Source organism: Psychrobacter sp. ANT_WB68, from assembly GCF_008369115.1.
GTDB lineage: Bacteria > Pseudomonadota > Gammaproteobacteria > Pseudomonadales > Moraxellaceae > Psychrobacter.
In genome coordinates, this window is record NZ_VOAZ01000006.1 from 1 (window position 1) to 16,522 (window position 16,522).

Annotated in this window: 14 protein-coding genes; 8 read left to right on the forward strand and 6 right to left on the reverse strand. The window is 42.2% G+C overall.

Annotated features, from left to right (window positions below):
* The 3 genes from FQ084_RS12765 to FQ084_RS12775 all read left to right on the forward strand — a co-directional run.
* The coding region (locus FQ084_RS12765; protein ID WP_149491007.1) for a TRAP transporter large permease subunit at positions 1-182 on the forward strand (182 nt) is incomplete at its 5' end.
* Positions 183-433: 251 nt separating this feature from the next.
* Positions 434-1,486, forward strand: a complete 1,053-nt coding sequence (locus FQ084_RS12770) for a 5'-nucleotidase (RefSeq protein WP_149491008.1) — start codon at positions 434-436, stop codon at positions 1,484-1,486.
* 36 nt (positions 1,487-1,522) lie between these two features.
* Entirely contained in the window at positions 1,523-2,128 is a 606-nt protein-coding gene (locus FQ084_RS12775; RefSeq protein WP_149491009.1) for a rhomboid family intramembrane serine protease, read from the forward strand.
* 89 nt (positions 2,129-2,217) lie between these two features.
* On the opposite strand, the gene FQ084_RS12780 is transcribed toward FQ084_RS12775, so the two are convergent.
* The 3 genes from FQ084_RS12780 to FQ084_RS12790 all read right to left on the reverse strand — a co-directional run bounded on the left by FQ084_RS12780 (position 2,218) and on the right by FQ084_RS12790 (position 5,192).
* Positions 2,218-2,763, reverse strand: a complete 546-nt coding sequence (locus FQ084_RS12780; RefSeq protein ID WP_149491010.1) for a hypothetical protein — start codon at positions 2,761-2,763, stop codon at positions 2,218-2,220.
* Between the two features lie 295 nt (positions 2,764-3,058).
* Positions 3,059-4,927 (reverse strand): sodium:solute symporter family protein, encoded by a 1,869-nt coding sequence (locus tag FQ084_RS12785; protein WP_149491011.1) that lies wholly within the window; start codon positions 4,925-4,927, stop codon positions 3,059-3,061.
* A 4-nt stretch (positions 4,928-4,931) separates the two neighbouring features.
* Entirely contained in the window at positions 4,932-5,192 is a 261-nt protein-coding gene (locus tag FQ084_RS12790; protein ID WP_011514563.1) for a DUF4212 domain-containing protein, read from the reverse strand.
* Between the two features lie 1,119 nt (positions 5,193-6,311).
* On the opposite strand from FQ084_RS12790, the gene FQ084_RS12795 reads away from it, so the two are divergent.
* On the forward strand, positions 6,312-7,808 hold the full coding sequence (locus FQ084_RS12795; RefSeq protein WP_149491012.1) for an alanine/glycine:cation symporter family protein: 1,497 nt from the start codon (positions 6,312-6,314) through the stop codon (positions 7,806-7,808).
* Positions 7,809-7,945: 137 nt separating this feature from the next.
* Here the strand turns inward: FQ084_RS12795 and FQ084_RS12800 are convergent, their stop codons facing one another.
* Positions 7,946-9,652 (reverse strand): electron transfer flavoprotein-ubiquinone oxidoreductase, encoded by a 1,707-nt coding sequence (locus tag FQ084_RS12800; protein ID WP_149491067.1) that lies wholly within the window; start codon positions 9,650-9,652, stop codon positions 7,946-7,948.
* A gap of 546 nt (positions 9,653-10,198) precedes the next feature.
* Between FQ084_RS12800 and FQ084_RS12805 the strand changes: the two genes are divergently transcribed.
* The 4 genes from FQ084_RS12805 (at position 10,199) to FQ084_RS12820 (ending at position 13,939) form a co-directional block, all read left to right on the forward strand.
* Positions 10,199-10,936, forward strand: a complete 738-nt coding sequence (locus FQ084_RS12805) for a DUF1285 domain-containing protein (RefSeq protein WP_149491013.1) — start codon at positions 10,199-10,201, stop codon at positions 10,934-10,936.
* 157 nt (positions 10,937-11,093) lie between these two features.
* Positions 11,094-12,128, forward strand: a complete 1,035-nt coding sequence (murI, locus tag FQ084_RS12810) for a glutamate racemase (RefSeq protein ID WP_410477348.1) — start codon at positions 11,094-11,096, stop codon at positions 12,126-12,128.
* A gap of 219 nt (positions 12,129-12,347) precedes the next feature.
* Positions 12,348-13,379, forward strand: coding sequence for a DUF4062 domain-containing protein (locus FQ084_RS12815; RefSeq protein WP_262880791.1), 1,032 nt, complete (start codon positions 12,348-12,350; stop codon positions 13,377-13,379).
* Positions 13,380-13,639: 260 nt separating this feature from the next.
* Positions 13,640-13,939 carry a hypothetical protein gene (locus FQ084_RS12820; protein ID WP_149491014.1) on the forward strand — a complete coding sequence of 100 codons (300 nt, stop codon included), beginning with the start codon at positions 13,640-13,642 and terminating at the stop codon, positions 13,937-13,939.
* Positions 13,940-14,057: 118 nt separating this feature from the next.
* Here the strand turns inward: FQ084_RS12820 and FQ084_RS12825 are convergent, their stop codons facing one another.
* Together FQ084_RS12825 and tmpT are read right to left on the reverse strand one after the other, a co-directional pair.
* Positions 14,058-15,542, reverse strand: a complete 1,485-nt coding sequence (locus tag FQ084_RS12825; RefSeq protein WP_149491015.1) for a lytic murein transglycosylase — start codon at positions 15,540-15,542, stop codon at positions 14,058-14,060.
* 210 nt (positions 15,543-15,752) lie between these two features.
* Entirely contained in the window at positions 15,753-16,430 is a 678-nt protein-coding gene (gene tmpT, locus FQ084_RS12830) for a thiopurine S-methyltransferase (RefSeq protein ID WP_149491016.1), read from the reverse strand.
* Positions 16,431-16,522: the final 92 nt, after the last annotated feature.

The following is a 16,522-nucleotide window of genomic DNA, read 5'->3' on the forward strand; positions in this document are numbered from 1 at the left end:
CGGTAGAGCTTGGTTTAATCACGCCACCGATGGGGATGAATATCTTTGTCATTAAGGCGATGGCACCGCATATTAAGCTGTCCGATATGTTCAAGGGAGTGATGCCCTTTATTGTCTCTGACTTGGTACGCTTAGTGATTTTAGTAGCCTTTCCGGCGATATCTTTGGTGTTGTTGAATTAGTATCGATAGCACAAGATGTTAGATAAAGGCTTCTATTTAAGTTTGCCTACGTCAAAAAATAAAAATAGTAGTTTGATTTTATAGCCATATTATCATGATGATACTATGGCTTTTTTTATACGTTATTATGGGAATAGGGAGTGTGAAAATTGGGACGTTAACATAACGCGTCTCGTTATTATAGGTAGTGATGGCTATAGTAATCTTCAAACTATCCCCTTATTTCTAAAAAATCGTTAAGTAGAAAAACCATGGCCATTGATTTTACGAACACCCTAATTGTTGCCATATCGGCCACCGCTTTGTTTGATTTATCAGAGTCTGAGAATTATCTCGTGTCGCTATTAGAAAAGCGTCCTAATGATGCCGTGAAAGAGTTCCGAGATTATATGGCGGAGCGTGAAAATGACCCGCTAACCATTGGCGCAGGTTATCCGCTGATTAAAGCATTGTTGAATTTAAACCATCATTGTCACGACTGTGGCAGCAAAGATGCCGCTGTCGAGGCGCCTTTAGTAGAGGTGGTTATCGTCTCAAAAAGCAGCCCCGATACCGGAATTCAAGTGCTCAATGCGATTCGAGAACATGACTTAACCATTTCTCGCTCAGCCTTTATATCAGGAAGCCCTGTAGCACCCTATATTAAAGATTTCAATGTGGATTTGTTTTTGACCACCAACCGTGAGGACGCGCAACAAGTTGCTGATGCTAATATCTGTGCCTGTGCGATATTGGATGCCACCCCCGTCAATACTTACGAGCTTGATACCAATCAATTGCGTATCGCTTTTGACGGTGATGCGGTATTATTTGATGATTCAGGCGAGCTGCTTTATAAGCAAAAAGGCTTGCAGGCTTTTCATGACCGCGAAGCCCAAATGCGTGATTTACCGATAGAAAAAGGTCCGTATGCAGAACTGTTGATTAAGCTGTCCAAAATGCAAGAGCGTCTGCCTGCAAGTTTGGAATCTTGTCCGATGAAAATAGCTTTAGTGACGGCACGCAATGCTCCTGCTGATCTGCGAGCTATCAAGACATTGCGTGACTGGGGTGTAGATCTTGATATGGCATTTTTTTTGGGAGGCCTTGAAAAGACTTCAGTACTTAAGACATTTGCGCCGCATATTTTCTTTGATGATTCGGTTAAACATATTGATGCGGCTCGTGATTTTGTACCGACGGCGCTGGTACCTTATCATTCAACCTCGCTATTACACACCAATAGTGTTCTCACTGCTGATAAAGATGCGTCATCACTATCTTTTAAACCAGTAGAAAACACGATGTTGTCTGCAAGTCACTAATATGTGTTTAATCAGATCAAGAGGATATAACAGCAGATGAAGTGGCATCAAGTGATGACGTTCGTGATGACCCGTATCAAGCAAGTGATCGGTCTATATGCTTTTGTTCTACTGCCAATGTGGGTTATGTTTTTTCTCAATGACACATTGTTTTTTGGTCTATGGAATATTTTTGGTATCGTACCACGAGCATTGGATATTGGCAGTATGATAGGGGTGTTTGCGTCATGGACGATGCATGGTAATTTTTCACATCTATTGGGAAATTCGCTGACACTGATGCAGATTTTGTTCTTGTTTGGCTTATTTGAGAATAATGCTTATCGTACTGTGATTAAGTTGATTGTCGCCTCAGGCATGATGACTTGGCTAATAGCCTCGCCACTGACGATTCATATCGGCGCCTCAGGACTGTGTTTTGCGATGCTCGGTTATATGATAGGTGGGGCAGTGTTCGCTAGGCGTTGGGGCTACTTGCTTGCTTGTATCGTGATGGGAACCGGATATTGGCTTACTATTAAACAAGGCTTGATACCACAGCAAGGTATCTCATTTGCGGCGCATTTTGGTGGTCTATGCGCCGGCTTGTTGTTGGGTGCCAATTCTAAACACGCCTATACAAGAATAAATAATCGTTATTAACTTTATTTTTCGGTAAGTTTTTTTATAGAGCCTGTTCAATAACCTATAGAGATATTTAAAATCAGCTTATAGCCAGCTTAATGACTGAGTTATTTTTTATTGATACAAACATTGATATATAGCGGGTCATTCTTTTCTAAAGGTCGCCACTGGGTGGTCTGTTTAACATGCTCATCAATGCTCAGCTTACTGCCTTTTTCTTGTAGTGCATAATCTGCACGAGCAGGAGCAGCACAGTCGATGACTTGCGGTACTTGCTGAACACTTCTACGTCTCTCAAACAAATATAAATTGACCAAATAAACCTCTGGGTTATCGGCGTTAGCACGAGCATGTCCGCTATCAGCAGCTATAAAGCGTAACGTCTGTGGTTTAATATACGACCAAGGGCGAAACCAAGTACTCTCTTCAACTTTCTTAACGACATGAACGCCCTCAGGGAGCTGTGCAAGCTGTTGACCGAACCAGCTGTATTCTTGGCTTATTTGAAAGCCAAAGATGCCGATAGCGCCAAATAATGGAATAAGCCATCTTGGTGCCTTCTTACCTGCGAGTTTGCTGAGGTGAGTTATGACAAGGGCTATTCCAGCTAAGCCAAATCCGGCCGCTATGGTAGCGATAAACTCAAAGAGCATAAGACTTTTCCTTAACGCAATCAGCGCATTTCATACCAATTATTAAAAATAAAACCACGTGTTCGACTTTTTTAAGCGCATTTATTATGGCACTTATGGTAACTTTTCTCATCATTTTTGCTTTAAAGAGGAATGAATAAAATAATCATTTGTTAGAAATGAATTTATAACGATACTGCTTATAAAAAGGTTTGTTATAACAAGAGTTGGATAAAAAAATCACTCACAAGCAGCTGCTGCCTGTGAGTGATATATTGTTGTAAAAGAGCATGTACTTCACTTGATAGCTTATCGCTTAGTGGTCGATTGCGCCGCCAGCCCCACGTGGAGAACGTACACTTTCAACGAGCTCTTGGATATGTGCTGGTGGTGGAGCAGTTGCATAAGACACTGCAAATGCTACGATAAAGTTAAGCAATGCACCAACCGCGCCAAATGATAATGGCGAGATACCAAATAACCAGTATTCTTCAGTATCAGGGAAGTTTGCAGTACCTGTGATGAAGAACCAGCCTTTAAAGACGAAGATATAAACTAAGATACTAATCAAACCCGTTAACATACCAGCGATAGCGCCAAGGTTGTTAATACGCTTAGAGAAAATACCCATCATCAATGCTGGGAACAGTGAGGCACCCGCGATACCAAAGGCTAAAGCAACGACCTGTGCGGCAAATCCTGGTGGATTAATACCTAAGTAGGTAGCAACCACAATCGCAATACCCATCGTGATACGTGCTACTTTTAGCTCACCTGCATCTGTGATATTTGGATTTAGGTTACGCTTGATCAAGTCATGACTGATCGCTGAAGAGATAGCGAGTAGTAGACCAGCTGCCGTAGATAGCGCTGCTGCCAAACCACCTGCGGCGATAAGACCGATAACCCAACCTGGTAGCTGTGCAATTTCTGGGTTAGCCAATACTAAGATATCAGCGTTCACATCTAACTCATTACCTGCCCAACCTCTATCAACAAAGATACCATCACGCTCTAAAGCATGCTCAGTTTTTGCTTTGTCAACTGCAGCCGTTGCAGCAGCGACATCACCACCGTCAGCGTTTGCGGCAGCAAATGCTAGCTCTGCTGCACCAAGTCCGCTATCACTGTATAACTGAATGCGACCATCGTTATTTAGATCGTTATACTTAATAAGACCAGTTTCTTCCCATGTTCTCATCCAGTCTGGACGCTGATCATATTCGATAGCAGGCGCGTCAACACCCTGTGGATAAATGGTGTCGATTAAGTTTAAACGAGCCATTGCACCTACTGCTGGAGCAGTAAAATATAATAGCGAGATAAATACCAATGTCCAACCAGCTGTCCAACGGGCGTCAGCAACTTTAGGAACGGTGAAGAAGCGAATGATAACGTGCGGTAAACCTGCTGTACCAATCATCAGTGATAACGTAAACAACACCATGTTTAGCTTGTTCGGCACATCAGCGGTATAAGCGGTAAAGCCTAAGTCGACGACGATTTGATCAAGCTTGGTTAGGATAGGAATACCTGCTTCAATATGGTTTGAGAACAAACCAAGACCTGGAATCGGGTTGCCCGTCAGCTCAAGTGAGATAAAGACCGCAGGAATCGTATAGGCAATCATTAGAACCACATACTGCGCAACCTGCGTGTAAGTAATCCCTTTCATACCACCAAGTACGGCGTAGAAGAATACAACAACCGCCGCAATAATCAGACCAGTGGTGTTATCAACTTCTAAGAAGCGTGAGAATGCCACACCAGCACCGGTCATCTGACCGATAACATAAGTGGTTGATGCAATAATCAAACAAACAACCGCAATCATAGCAGCGGTTTTAGAATAAAAGCGGTCACCGATAAAGTCAGGAACCGTGAACTTACCAAATTTACGTAGGTAAGGTGCTAGGAGCATGGCGAGTAGTACATAACCACCTGTCCAGCCCATCAAGTACGTTGAAGCAGCATAACCGCCAGTGGCAATAATACCTGCCATCGAGATAAATGACGCTGCACTCATCCAGTCAGCAGCTGTTGCCATACCATTCATTACTGGATGTACACCGCCGCCAGCTACATAGAATTCACTGGTCGAACCTGCACGTGCCCACCATGCAATACCGAAGTATAAAGCGAAGGATAGACCTACAAAAATAATATTAATCGTAAATTGACTCATAGGACTATTCCTCGTCTACACCATATTGTTTATCGAGTTTATTCATGCGCCATGCATAGAAGAAGATTAAGGCGATAAAGACGATAAGAGCCCCTTGTTGTGCAAACCAAAAGCTGATATCGGTACCACCTATTCTAATACCTGACAATAATGGACGTAGTAAGATGCCAAAACCATAAGAGACTAACGCCCAAATGACAAGGCTGACTTTAATGAGACGGAGATTGGCGCGCCAATAACCTGATGAATCGTTGTGGTTCTCCATAGGACAACTCCTTTTGCCTAACATAAAAACAAGGTCACTGATTTGAGTCTGACAAGTCATTTTGCTTTAGTGTTTGTGCTACTACCAAAAGCAGTGTGACACTCAGTCCATCTTACAACCATAAAAACGGTAGACGAACGGCTAAAGCAGAATGATCAATCAGAATAAGTAACCCAAAATTATCAACATATGAGCAAATTTTTTCAATGCTAGCGATACATACACTGATGTTAAGTTGCTCGGTATGACACCATAAAACTTGCAGGATAAAATCAATATTAACCGGTTAAAAATTTATCCTTTCGTTATCTATTAACAGAGATAAAGAGGTTTTTATTAAATTAAGCGGATATAAACAGTGAGATTTAAGTAGGAAGGTCGGTATTGGCTGACAATCCTCTGTCTCATCATTCATATCATCTTCCCGATAATATGGCTTCAATACTTCAAAACTTATTCATTCCAGTAAGTATTGCAAGCGTTTTTTATAAACTTATTAGGAATATATACAATATTGACTTAATTAACAATAAATAAATTTTATTTACTTTATGTAACTAAATATTCGTTCCATAGAAACTATAGCTAACTTATGTTAGTAAAAGATTAATAAATCTCCCGTCTTTAACAGAATAGCCTACTAACACCTTATTAACGTTAAGGATTTGCTCTTCTAACTATATTAATAGCTAGAAGTCAAAAATGGCATTTATTTTAAAAATAATAATCAAGGACCCATAAGCGCATGTTATGTCGTCAAGTTTTTTTGTAATAAATAAGCGTTATATAAGGATAGTCATAATGCCATCACTATTAATCAGTCTTAAAAGTTTTTCATTATTATTTATTTATAACAATAGATTTTTTATTTAAAGTTTTTTACTCATCAAAAGTTTATAGATATTAAAAGTTCTAAATAAAGGATTGAAACAGTTAAATAATCGCCAGTCAGTTAAAATACGCCAGCATGATATGGGTGATTTTATTGCCACTTTATTGCTTAGCTATCCAGTACTGTTAGATAGGGCAGGAGAGAATAAAGCGTCATAAGAGGGTAGACAGTCACATTAATTAATAACATATGTTAAAAATATAGAAAGTCAGTCAGGGAAATATAGTATGAACGAAAGCATAGCAGGTTGGTTTAATAGCATCGTCAACTATGGTGTGAGTATCATTTGGGGTAATAATGATTGGTTGATTGCCAGCAATCCGTGGTATGGGCTGCTGATGTTTGTCCTAATTGGTGCTGGCCTTTATTTCACCATCGCTACGCGATTTATTCAGTTTCGTCATTTTGGTCATATGTGGCAATTATTACGGGTCTCAAATCAGGGTCGTAAAGATGGTGGTATCAGCTCATTTGAGGCATTGATGACCTCGCTTGCAGCGCGTGTCGGTACGGGTAATCTGGCAGGAGTAGCGATTGCTATCTATCTCGGGGGACCAGGGGCAGTTTTTTGGATGTGGATGACGGCGATAGTGGGCATGTCGACCAGTTTCATCGAGTCAACCTTAGCACAAGCCTACAAAGTACCGCATAATGACAATGTCTATCGCGGTGGACCGGCTTACTATATCGAAAAAGGCTTGGGTAAGCGCTGGCTGGCAATATTTTTCTCGCTTTGTTTGTTGGTTGCTTTTGGTTTGGCATTCAATGGCGTACAGTCAAATACCATCGCGCAAGCGACCAATGAAGCCTTTGGTGTCCCAACGTGGATGACAGGCTTAGTATTGGTGGTGTTAGTAGCGCCAGTGGTATTTGGCGGTCTGCGTTCGGTAGCACGTATCGCGGGTAAAATTGTGCCCGTCATGGCGATTCTTTATATCTTATTGGCGCTCTATATTATTATCACCAATTTTAGCGAGTTTCCAGCGGCAGTTGCTTTGATTGTAAAATCAGCCTTTGGCTTTGAGCAAGCGGCGGGCGGTGTGATTGGCTATGGTATTGCACAGGCAATGATTAACGGTATCAAACGTGGTCTGTTTTCCAATGAAGCAGGTATGGGCTCAGCGCCTAATGCGGCTGCGACGGCAAAAAGCCATCCTGACCATCCCGCCGTGCAAGGTTTTATGCAAATGCTGGGTGTGTTTATGGATACTTTGGTTATCTGTACGGCAACCGCTGCCATTATTATTCTCTCTGGCGTGGTCGACCCGAGTGTCGAACAAGAGGGTATTCAATTAACCCAGTTAGCACTGTCACAGTATGTGGGCGATATGGGTGTAATTTTCGTCGCGATTGCTATTTTCTTTTTCTCCTTTACTTCTATCATCGCCAACTATAGTTATGGTGAGTCCAATCTAGAGTTTATATCTGGTGAAAAAAATGCCAAAGTCATGATCATGATTTTCCGATTTATGGTTTTGGGCATGGTGTTTGTCGGCGCTATTGCCAGCCTCCCTGCTATTTGGAACTTTGCTGACTTATCAATGGGTCTAATGGCATTGGTCAACTTAGTGGCAATTTTAATATTGTCACCAGTTGCCCTGCGAATATTGCGTGATTATGAACGACAAATTAAAGAAGGCAAAACCGGTGCACAAATAAAATTCGATCCCGATAATTTTGTGAAGCTTAAGGATGAAGCCAATCGTGATGCATGGACTGACTAAACAGGTTGACTAAGCAAACAGAGCAGTCTTTATCATTAAATGCCTGAATAAAAAAACCGTCCTAAATAAGGACGGTTTTTTTATTGAAAATTGAAGAGTGAGTATTGACTGCTAGCAATCATTATCTCAAACATGATTTACATGTTTGGATAGTTAGGACCGCCGCCGCCTTCTGGCGTGACCCACGTGATATTCTGCGACGGATCTTTAATGTCACAGGTTTTACAATGCACACAGTTTTGCGCATTGATAACAAACTTAGCGCCTTCGGCATCTTTAACCACTTCATAAACACCAGCTGGACAATATAGACGCGCAGGCTCAGCATATAGTGGTAAGTTGATAGAAACAGGAACCGTGGGATCGGTCAGTTTCAGATGCGTTGGCTGATCTTCAGCATGGTTAGTATTAGAGATGAATACTGATGATAGCTTATCAAATACCAGTTTACCGTCAGGCTTAGGATAAGTTGGCTGATAAGCATGAGCGGCACGCTCTAGCTGATCATAATCTCTCTTATTATCATGGATAGTCAGTGGCATCTTACCTTTTAGTAGATTTTGCTCTAAAAAGGTAAAAGCACCGCCCATCCATTGACCCATACGGTGCATTGCAGGAGCAAAGTTACGCGCTTCATAGTTATCTTGATATAACCACGATTCTTTATACATAGTGCTATAAGCGACCACGTCATCATGCTCACGACCGGCTTGTAGCGCCTCAAAAATCGCTTCAGCAGCTAACATACCTGATTTCATTGAGGTATGCGTACCTTTGATTTTGGCAGGGTTTAAGAAGCCTGCATCATCACCGACCAAGACGCCACCTGGGAAAGTGAATTTTGGTAATGAGTTTAAGCCGCCTTTGGTCAAAGCACGAGCGCCATAAGAGAGGCGTTTGCCACCTTCTAAGACGTTGCGAATGAGTGGATGCAGTTTTAGGCGCTGCATTTCATCAAATGGCGACATATAAGGGTTTGAGTAAGACAAATCAATGACCATACCAAAGCTGACTTGGTTGTTTTCATCGAAATATAACCACCAACCACCAGAAGAGCCTGTATCAGTCAATGGCCAGCCCGAACCGTGCATGACCACACCTTGCTCGTGTTTCTCTGGGGTTACTTCCCATAGCTCTTTTAGGCCGATACCATAATGCTGAGGATCTGAGTCTTTATCAAGATCAAAACGACTGATAAGGCGCTTGCCCAAATGACCGCGGCAACCTTCGGCAAAGATGGTATATTTACCAAGTAGCTCATAACCTGGCTCAAAACTAGGTTTGGCTTCGCCATTGGCTGCCACGCCCATATCGCCGGTTAATACGCCTCTTACCGAACCGTCATCGTTATATAATATTTCATCAGCAGGGAAGCCTGGGAACATCATGACTTCTAGTTCTTCTGCTTGCTCAGCCAACCAACGAACGACGTTGCCTAATGAGACGATATAGTTGCCTTCATTATGCATGCTGGCAGGTACGATAGCATCAGGAAGTTTGGTTGCTTTGGTGGCAGAACCGAGCATATAAACGCGGTCTTCAATGGCAGGCACGTTTAAAGGCGCGCCTTTTTCTTTCCAATCTGGTATCAGCTCATCTAAAGCACGCGGCTCGATAACAGCGCCAGATAAAGTGTGCGCACCAAACTCTGAGCCTTTTTCGACCACACAGACCATAAATTCATCGTTACCCGCTGCAATAGCAAGCTGACGCAAACGAATAGCCGCGGACAGACCAGCAGGTCCACCACCAACGATGATGACGTCAAACTCCATTGACTCACGCTCGATTTCAGGCTCTGCAGCGACAGGTTCTACGACTGGCTCAGGGGTCTTATCTACCATAGGAGCGTCTAGCACAGCAGCTTCTGCGTTTGCCGTTTCTGCTATTGGTGTATCAGTATTCACGGTGTTGCTATTCACAACATTGCTCTTCACGATGTCACTATCAACGACTGGCGTTTGATTGTCTTGCTCTTGCATACCTACTCCTAAACTTTTAGTGGCTTATCTCAGGGCATCATTAGCTTAACAATTGAATAATAAGGCTTGCGGCGCTAACGTTACTCAGACATATGGCTGCCCGATAAAACTGTCTTTGCGGCATCAATTGACGACGTTAAGATTAAAAATATCTGATATAAAAAATATCAACCTACAACGTAAAATGTGTCATTAATACAACACCCACTGAATCATTTTAAATAAAAAATCGTTACTCATTATAAAAGAAAAGTCCTACAAACACGATACGCATTTCTAGATATCAATGTTAAGGTAAGATTGAATAAGTAGGGGGACAATGACGAGAGGCTTTCATCATACCCGAAACTAAAATTTATAGTAATAACAGATTTGCCAAACTTTGATTACTAAATAAAGGATTGTATGATGAATGATAATAATAAAAGTGTGGACACCCTTAATAAAAATACCCTGCAAGCCCCAAATGACATAGGTTCCGAGTTAAATAGTATGGATGCACTTAATCAGTATTTTAAGTCCGCTGCCAGCATACGTGAAGGGCGCGCCATCCCTCCATTGGAGAAATGGCATCCTGAGCAAGTCGACGATATGGATTTGACTATTAAAGCCAATGGTGAGTGGTGGCACGAAGGTGTGCATATGACCCGGCAGTCATTAGTCAGTTTATTTGCGACCATTTTATGGAAAGAGGAAAATGAAGGCATGGTGGAGTACTTTCTAAAGACCCCTGTGCAAAAGCTGCGTATTCAAGTAGAAGATGCGCCGTTATTGATTAATGATGTCGGTATCGTTAATGAAGATAATAAGCGCTGGCTAGAATTTACCACCACCACTGGTGATGTGGTGCGTTTAGATGATGAGCATCCTATTAGTTTGCATGCTTATATGCCTGAAGACAGTGCCGACAATATTGATAACAATCGCATAAACCACATGAGTAAAAGCGAAGAAACAAAACGCTCAGCAAGCGATATGCAAATCCGCCCTTATATGTTAGTGCGAAATGGCTTGAGCGCGCTTATTGGACGTAATGCCTTTTATCACTTAACGGAAATTGGGGAATTGACAGAGCGTGATGGTGAGACGATACTAACGCTGCAAAGCGGCGGTCAATCTTATGCATTATCGATGCCATCCAATTAAGAGTAATCATTAATCAATCATGGCAGAAGTTGTTCGTCATCGTAAGCCACTAATGGCTTATCGATATCAATGCTATCTATTAACGACCCTAGCTGTGCCCGAATGAATATGATAAATCGTATTCGCATGACAATATATCTATGAAAACGGCGGTAAGATGAAAATGAACATTGCCGTAAATGCAGATCCTAGCATTACCATCAGTAATAGTGCTAGTGCCTCCAATCAGGCTGAGACACGTTCAGAGACATTGAGTAATGATAACTTAGAAGAAATTAAGATAAAAGAAGTTAAGTTAAATAATGATGTGATGAATAAGGTCGCTAATAAAGATCGCAGTGCTCCAATAGGCTTGTTTGATTCCGGCGTTGGAGGGCTATCAGTTTATCTACATTTGGCTCAACAATTACCGCATGAGCGTTATGTTTATTATGCTGATACCTTACATGTGCCATATGGCAATCGTAGTAGTGAAGATATTAAAAACTTGACGCTGACAGCGGTAGAGTGGCTGTACCAACAAGGCTGCAAGCTTATCGTTATCGCCTGTAATAGCGCCTCGGCTCATGCGTTAGAGACGGCAAGACGCTATTATCCGCATTTGCCTATTGTCGGTTTGGTACCTGCTGTAAAACCTGCGGTCTTCGCCAGTAAAACGGGTCATGTCGCGGTATTGGCAACGAAGGCGACCTTAAATGGCGCCTTACTGAATGATGTTATCACTAGTATCGCTCGCCCCAATGCCACAAAAGTAACCAAGTATTTTGACCCAAAATTGGTCCCTTGGGTCGAATCGGGTATGCCAGAAGACAGCAAAACCGCTCAGGATTTGCGCCAGCAGTTACATTTATTTGACCAAGATGGCATCGACCAGTTGGTATTGGGCTGCACCCATTATCCATTTTTTAAAGCTTTTCTACGCCAAGAGATTGCAGCGCAGCAATTAGCGATAGAAATTGTCGACTCGGGGCAAGCAATCGCTGAGCGCGTCAAGCAACTGTTGCTAGCGAACCAGTTGTTAGCATTGCCAGCCGAGGTTTCAGTTAATGAGGCTTTAAACGATACAGGAACAAGTGTCGCTATATCGCCGCCATTGATTTTTTATGCGACCAAATATGATGAGAAACTGGGTATCGTGATACAGCATTTGCTGGGTAAGCAGACTCGTATACAATATTACCTTTCGCCTTAAGCTTCTTTGTTTTATTCTAATATGAGTTTTTAAATGCTCAATAGTGATGTAGCTGTTATAATCCCGCAATATATTAGTGGAATTAGCAATAAATTGAACGTATTCCAGTAATATTGTGCTAGGCTAGTATTTGCCAAACAGAATATTTAACTTGATTCTAATTCCATTAGCAACTTATCTGACTATCCCTTATATCACTACCTAAGTTTAGAGGTGATTGTGCCAAACCGTCGCTATCATATTCACGTCATATGTGCTGACAACGACCAGCTGTTGGTTTTAGACAGTGTGGCGATGTTTTTTCAAGCACGCGCCTTTTTAACCTATGACGTTTCTAGCAAATTACCGAAAGCGTCGCTATATGGTCGCCAGTGTATTGATGCCTGTGATTATGCGCTGATGATTATCGGTGACAGCTATGGTACGGCGCAAAATACTGGCGTTAGTCAAATGCATTTAAGCTATCTCAATGCCAAAGCCAAGCTCAAACCTTTATTGATATTAGTGAAAAACCACCATAACGAAGTCAATATCAGTCGGCAGCTGCAAGAATTCACCAATATGGTGACCAAGAAAGCCGATAAGATTTATTATTATGATACGGAAAATGATATTGAGCAGCTGCTCATTCAAGCCTATTATAAAATGGTTGCCAATCATAAGGTAGGGGATGGCTGGATAAGAGTCAGCGACGAGCTCATAAAAGCTAACAAATCTGTAGTTACCGAAGAAACGGTTGCGACCTTTTCGACCAATAGAGTGCTTAAGCAAGCACAAGAACACCCTGCTATTCTCAATCATCTTGCCGTTGATAGTGTCAGTAAACCCATCATACTGACAGATACTTTTGAGATTCAATATAAAGCGCAAGCCTATGAAGGGGGTAATTTAAGCGATGTGACCCGACCTATGATATTGTCGTGGCAAGAGGTATTAGTTAGCTTGATGAAAATTCCCGCTACCTTTTCGAGCTATGGTCTACAGAGCGCCATCAATCGCTTAATCGCCACTAGAGCTGAGCCGGATATCAAAAAAGACATGCCAAATGTTCATGCTGTGGCACGCTGTCAGATTTCTCAAGATGATTTAAATCAATTGCAGCGTCAATTGGTAGCGGCTAATTGGATACAATTAACCACCTATGGTACGCGAGTCACCCAAGAGCTCTGGAAGCTTACCTTTTATGCAAAAAGCTTATTGGCGGATAAAAAGCCGCAAATAGACAGGCAGCCGTCTTTGCCCCTGAGTTAGTGAGCTCAAACTGTCCATCTTATTATTGATAAATAGCTTATCCAATTTATAACCATTCGGGTTAACCTCCAAAAGCCATTAGTAATGGCTACCTCTTACGTTTTAAATATTGTATTGAGCTTTTTAGATAGTGCTCGCTTCACTCATGGCTACGTTTTGTAATACAAAGCATACGTCCCAACGGTTGTGAAGCTATTAAATACCCGTGATAATGAAGATGATAAGCACATAACAACATTGAACAACTAGGGAGAATAGAAATGAGCAATTCTAAAAACGATGCACTAAAAACAGAACTAACGAGTTTGGAAGAAACCATGCACGAAGCCAATCAGTTTCATACCTTAGAAGAGCAAGTAGCCGATATGAAGCGTCGCGGCATCGATCCTACTCAAGCTTATAAAGATTTGGATAGAAAAGAAGAAGATGCAGACTGGGGCGATGCCACATGGAAAGAGAATGGTAAATGGAAGCCAAAAACTCCTGATGATCTAGACGATAAAGCGCGTGAGAACTGGGACGGCGACAATGGTAAACCAAACCCGCCACCGATTGTTTAAGAGGGATGGTTTAATAATGACTGTCTACTGCTAAAGGATTAAATTGATTTGATAAAAAAGCCACGCTAATTTGCGTGGCTTTCTCGTTCAATGATCAATCGTTTGGATGAATACCCAATTACGAACCTTCATCCACACGCACGAGTTTCACCGTGCCATCAGGATTGGTCACACGGCGATAGCGCGTATTGCTAGATGACGATGTTGATGGTATAGCGGTTGGTTGGGCAGATGGTTGTACTGAGTAAGCATTAGAAGTAGGGTTGCTGGTTTGTTGTTGAATCAATTGTCCCATACGGTCTGCAGGGGCAGGATTTAAAGGACGACTATTTGCTGGTTGCCCATATTGATTGCCAGTAGCAGCTGTATTGCCAACGATTGCGCGGTAAAACTTCTGTCCTGCGCGTCCATCTGCTGGTAGGATACCGCGGCTAGATTGATACTGTTGAATAGCGATACGAGTGTTATCACCGATGATGCCGTCTACTTCTCCAATATCATAGCCTGCGTTCAATAATGCTTGCTGAATCTCTTTTGATTGTTGGCGGCTGATACCAGGATCATCTGTCGGCCACGCTGTGACGAAGTCGGTTTTGTTACTATCCTCGCGCGTGATTAAGTCTGATAAATGCGCAATCGCTAAGGCGTAATTTTCTGACGCATTATATGAGTAAAAAGTATCGAAGTTTTTACCAACTAAAAATGCTGGACCGTCAGGACCTGCGGGCAACAATAGACCCGCACTATCTAAAGCAGAAGGCAGAGGGCTGCCGTTCGCCAATGTCAGCCCTTGATTGCGCCAATGACTGATAGATTTTTTGTCTTTACGGTTCGATGCACCCCAAAATCCATTAGGGAGTTTGACTTCATAACCCCATGGCTCGCCAGAACGGTAGCCACGTTTGTCTAAAAAGTTGGCAGTAGAGGCGAGCGCATCAGGAACACTGTTGACCAGATCACGACGACCATCACCATCAAAATCAACGGCCAATTCTAAAAAGGTGCTTGGCATAAATTGCGTTTGCCCAAACGCACCTGCCCATGAACCCGTCATATCACTAGGTGCGATATCACCATTTTGCACGATTTTTAGCGCATTGGCGTATTCGCCTTGGAAGTAGCTTTGACGACGATCAAAACAAGACAGCGTTGCTAAAGATTCAAACAAAGGCTTTTTCCCCAATGTTTGCCCAAAGTTAGATTCTACACCCCAAACCCCTAATACGTGCTCAGCTTTGACGCCATAACGCGATTCAATTTTACGCAAAGTATCTGCCCATTGGCGTTTAGCACGGATGCCATCTTCGACACGTTCCTTATCGACCAGTGACGACAGATAATCCCAGACGTCTTTTTGGAATTCTGGCTGATAGTTTAGTGACTGAATAACGCTTGGGTCAGGCTGGCTAGGACGATAGTTATTAAAAGTATAGCTATCGACACCGCGAAATTTGCTAGAGTTCTTTAGACCATCTAAGCATTGTTGAAACTGGCTATTGGATAAGTCTGGCGCTGGCGGTTTTGCGGCTTGGGCAGTACTGGCAAGGCTGAGACCAACAGCGATGCTAAGTAGCGATAAAGTGGAGAGTGAAGGCAAACGCATGAGAATATCCTATAAACGTCAAAATTGTCATTTAGAATTGAAACAAGTAAAGTAAAGCTAGTATGACTTAGAGTAACCAATCTCAATAGTAAAGAAAAGGTATCGAAGCACTCAGTTACTATAAATTGACGTGAGCGTGAGGTTCGGAGAGGGTTTGGCTAGAATGCTAAGGATAGCCTCATAAAAATTTCTCATTCTTTATATAAATTATTAATGAATCGATGAATGCCTGAGTAACCAAGTATGCTCAATTACCGCTAACTCAGATGCAGCATTAAGGGTTGATGACTGGCTTGCAAGCTCAACGATTTCATACTCAGTATTATAATATTGCTTCAATTGTTCCTGACTAATCGAAAAAGGCGGGCCGTCTTTTTTAATTTGATCGTAGTTAAGGGTGATTAATAGTTGTGGCGCGTTATTGCTAAGTTTACCTATTTGCGCGCTATAGCTAGGGCGCATGTCTGCTGGCAAGGCTATCAATGCGGCCCTATCATAAACGGCATCGATATCGACAATATCTGTCGTGCTCAGTGCAAAAATATCCGCCGCCCATAAGGTAATGGTTTGACCAGCAAGCTGACCTTGATAGCGTTTTATCGTTGAGTCATTCGTAGTACTAGTAAATTCAGCAATCGTAGGGGTAATATTTTGCTCTGTAAAAAATGCTTGTACGGCTGAATCAACCAGTTCAATACCGATGACATCATAGCCTGCGCGAGCCAGCCACAGCATATCAACCGATTTACCGCATAAATGCACCAATACTCGGCTGCCAATGGGTAGCGATAAAGCAAAAAAGTATTTGATGAGCTGAGGATTGACCTCAGATTGATGAAAGCCAATACGTCCTTCTTGCCAACGCTGTTGCCAAAATTCAGAATCCATATCATCATTCCTAGAATGTTAATGCCTTAAATGTCAATTAGTATCATAGCGCTAAACACAATAAAAAAGCCAAGCGTCTCAACCCTTGGCTT